Here is a 2,894-nt window from a genome sequence, read left to right as displayed (position 1 = left end):
GATCATCCGACCCGGCAGCCACAACCCCAATGGCAACTCAACGCCAAAAAAAAAAAAAAACAATACAACCCCGCCCCCCCCCCCACCGCGGCCCCCCCCCCGCCACTCGCGCTAATGTCGTGGCATGGCTGAACCACCGGAGATCCGTATCGGCACCGTCGAGCGCGAGGACGCGATGAAACGGCTGTCGGACCACTTCGCGGCGGGACGGCTCAGCGTGGCCGAGTTCGACGAACGCAGTGGCGTCGTGGCCGCGGCGCTGACCCGCGGTGACTTGGAGCAGGTGTTCACCGATCTGCCGGAACCGGTGGCGGACAAGCCCGCTCCGGCGCCGCGCCGGATGCCGTTCGGTTCGATTCCGCCGGAGCGGATCATGCCGGTGGTGCCGATCGTCGCGGTGATCCTGTTCCTCATCACGCATCAGTGGTGGGTGTTCCTGTTGATCCCGCTGGCGGGCGCGGTGCTGTTCGGGGAGAGCGGCCGGGAGCGTCGCAGGCGGGGCGAGCGCCGGGATCGACGGCGGCGGCTCGACCGCGGACAGGAGGACTGATGGAACCCATCGAGATCAACGCGGGCAGCTGGTATCTGCGGGCCCTGCGCGCCGACGAGCGCATCGACGACCGCCCGGCCCTGGCCGACGGCGGCATCACCGATCCCGGCTACGTGGACCGCCGCACGGCGGAATGGGCCGACGAGAGCCACTTCTCGTGGGCGGTGTGCGTGCCGACCACCGCCGAACTGGTCGCCGAGATCGGCGTGCACCCCCATGCCGACGGCACCGCGACCGTGACCGGCTGGGCCCGTACCGGATACGACTCCGCCCTCGCGGACGGCCTGGTCTCGGTCCGCCGATTCACCGCCGGCGCGCTCGGCCTGGACCCCGTCGACGCCTGAGATCGTCGTCCGGCTGTCCGGTCCGGAAACCTGATCAACTCCCGAAAACGCCTGTTCACCAGCGGAGATCGTGTTCGTCCGCCGGAAAATCGCTCGTGCCCGGCCCCGGTCGTGCGTCAGTCTGGAATCGCATCCGGAACCGACGACCAGGGGAGGCGGTTATGTGGGAATGGAGCAGACACCAGGCTGAGCGGGCGGCGGCGGGATCGTTCACCGCGTGGCGGATGCGCGACCCGGAACCGACCGTGACCGACCCGGAATTCGACGAGACCGAGGACGAGGGCGGGGAGGCGGACGACGGGGCGTACTCGGATGTCTCCGAGCGCGCCCTCGCCGAACTGTTCACCGTGCTCGCGGGCTATTGCGAGCCGCACGAGCCCGGAGGGGATTCCTCGGATCCCCACGTGACCACTGATCTCGTGCCGGCCGGGGTAACTCCGGGCGTACGTCCGAAATCGGTTCGGTACCCAATCGCCGGCCCGGCTGTGTGACTGCCGGCGACACTCAGCTGTCCGCTGCAGGCGCGGAGAGGCGGGACGGGTAGCGTCTCGGGTCATGGAGAGGTCGCCGCTGGACGCCGATGTACTGCGCCGGAGCATTGCCGAGTCGCCGGAGCTGGGATTCTTCTCGGCCATCGAGGTGGTCGAGTCGACCGGGTCGACCAACGCGGATCTGGTTGCGCGGGCCGCGGATTCGAGTGCCGACCGGCTGGTGCTGATCGCCGAGGCGCAGGAGCACGGCCGCGGCCGCCACGACCGGCAGTGGGTGAGCCCCGCGCGGGCACAGATCGCCATGTCCGTGCTGGTGCGGGTGCGCGGCATCGACCCGGCGGTGCTGGGCTGGCTGCCGCTGCTCACCGGGATCGCCGTGGTGGACGCGGTGCGCGCCGAGACCGGTTTGACGGCGGTTCTCAAGTGGCCCAATGACGTGCTGGTGGACGCCCGCAAGCTGGCCGGGATCCTGGCCGAGATCGCGGCCGTGGGCCCGGACCCGGCCGTCGTGGTGGGCGTCGGCCTGAACGTGTCGCTCACCGAGGCCGAACTGCCTGTCCCGCACGGCACCTCGCTGCTGCTGGCGGGCGCGTCCGGCGTCGATCGGACCGCGCTGGCCCAGGCCATGCTGCGGGAGTTCGCGCGCCGCTTCACCGCCTGGGAGGCCGCGGGCTGGGACATCACCGACCTGGCGGCCGCCTACCGGGACCGCTGCGCCACGCTCGGCGCCCAGGTCCGCGCGGAACTGCCGGGCGGCGAGGTGCTCACCGGCGTCGCGACCGGCATCGACGAGAACGGCCGCCTACTGATCGGCGACCGCGCCGTCTCCGCCGGTGACGTCACCCATCTACGCGCCGAGTACTGAGCGGAAAGCCGTTCCGCCGCACCCGGATCCGGCTACTCCTTGCTTCCGCGCCCGCGGTGGTCGCCGCCCGGCGGATTGTCCCGCCAGCCGCCCGGCTTCCGGGGATTGATGCCGGGCCAGGGTTCGGGGTTGGGGATATTGCCGAGATCGGGAAAGCCGGGCAAGTTCCACGGATCGGCCGGCAGCGGGATCGCGGGCACGACCGGCGCGGGCGACTCCGGGGTGACGGGCTCGCTCGGCTCCGGCGGCGGGAGCTGCTCCTGGACCGCCTGTTCGGTCGTCGGCGGGGTCGGGTCCTGGACGGGCGTTTTCGAGATCGTGCCGGGTACGCGCGTGTGCTGGGTCGCGGAGTCGGCGGAGCTGCCGCTGATCCAGACCGCGCCCAGCGTCAGCATCAGCGCCGCGGCGGCGGCGACCTTGCGCTGTGTCGTCCACCCACGGCCGGGTGGGACGGGCGGGATCTCGGCGGTGAGCGAATCCATCGGGAGCGCGACGGTTCGCGTGTCCGGTTCGGATTCGGGCGAGTTGCGCTGTCCGGATGGGGTTTTCGCGGGAGTGGCCGGCCGGGGCATCGGAATGCTCACGGTGGCCCGGTCATCGGGTTCGGGTTCGGCGGCGGCCGCCGGCGCGGCCGAGCCGGCGAG

4 protein-coding genes and 1 pseudogene are annotated in these 2,894 nt (G+C 71.4%); 4 read left to right on the top strand and 1 reads right to left on the bottom strand.

What is annotated here, in order from left to right:
• Positions 1-124: 124 nt before the first annotated feature.
• The 4 genes from ACWELJ_RS33690 to ACWELJ_RS33675 all read left to right on the top strand — a co-directional run bounded on the left by ACWELJ_RS33690 (position 125) and on the right by ACWELJ_RS33675 (position 2,250).
• The gene (locus tag ACWELJ_RS33690; protein ID WP_452370111.1) at positions 125-550 is read left to right on the top strand and encodes a DUF1707 SHOCT-like domain-containing protein; all 426 of its coding nucleotides are present in this window, start codon (positions 125-127) and stop codon (positions 548-550) included.
• Positions 550-894: a hypothetical protein gene (locus tag ACWELJ_RS33685; RefSeq protein ID WP_452370110.1), complete on the top strand. Its 345-nt coding sequence runs from the start codon at positions 550-552 to the stop codon at positions 892-894. The genes ACWELJ_RS33690 and ACWELJ_RS33685 overlap by 1 nt, the downstream gene beginning before the upstream one ends.
• 224 nt (positions 895-1,118) lie before the next feature.
• On the top strand, positions 1,119-1,385 hold the full coding sequence (locus ACWELJ_RS33680) for a hypothetical protein (RefSeq protein WP_452370109.1): 267 nt from the start codon (positions 1,119-1,121) through the stop codon (positions 1,383-1,385).
• A gap of 64 nt (positions 1,386-1,449) precedes the next feature.
• Positions 1,450-2,250 carry a biotin--[acetyl-CoA-carboxylase] ligase gene (locus ACWELJ_RS33675; RefSeq protein WP_452370108.1) on the top strand — a complete coding sequence of 267 codons (801 nt, stop codon included), beginning with the start codon at positions 1,450-1,452 and terminating at the stop codon, positions 2,248-2,250.
• Between the two features lie 32 nt (positions 2,251-2,282).
• Here ACWELJ_RS33675 and ACWELJ_RS33670 read toward each other — a convergent pair.
• Positions 2,283-2,894, bottom strand: a pseudogene (locus ACWELJ_RS33670) (hypothetical protein); the annotation flags it as partial.

It is taken from the genome of Nocardia sp. NPDC004582 (assembly GCF_053602115.1).
This window is presented reverse-complemented; position numbering and strand designations above follow the sequence as displayed.

What these genes read in the sequence shown, in the direction of transcription:
- ACWELJ_RS33675 (WP_452370108.1), top strand. Translation starts at nt 1,450, where the DNA reads ATGGAGAGGTCGCCGCTGGACGCCGATGTACTGCGCCGGAGCATTGCC.
- ACWELJ_RS33690 (WP_452370111.1), top strand. Translation starts at nt 125, where the DNA reads ATGGCTGAACCACCGGAGATCCGTATCGGCACCGTCGAGCGCGAGGAC.
- ACWELJ_RS33685 (WP_452370110.1), top strand. Translation starts at nt 550, where the DNA reads ATGGAACCCATCGAGATCAACGCGGGCAGCTGGTATCTGCGGGCCCTG.
- ACWELJ_RS33680 (WP_452370109.1), top strand. Translation starts at nt 1,119, where the DNA reads ATGCGCGACCCGGAACCGACCGTGACCGACCCGGAATTCGACGAGACC.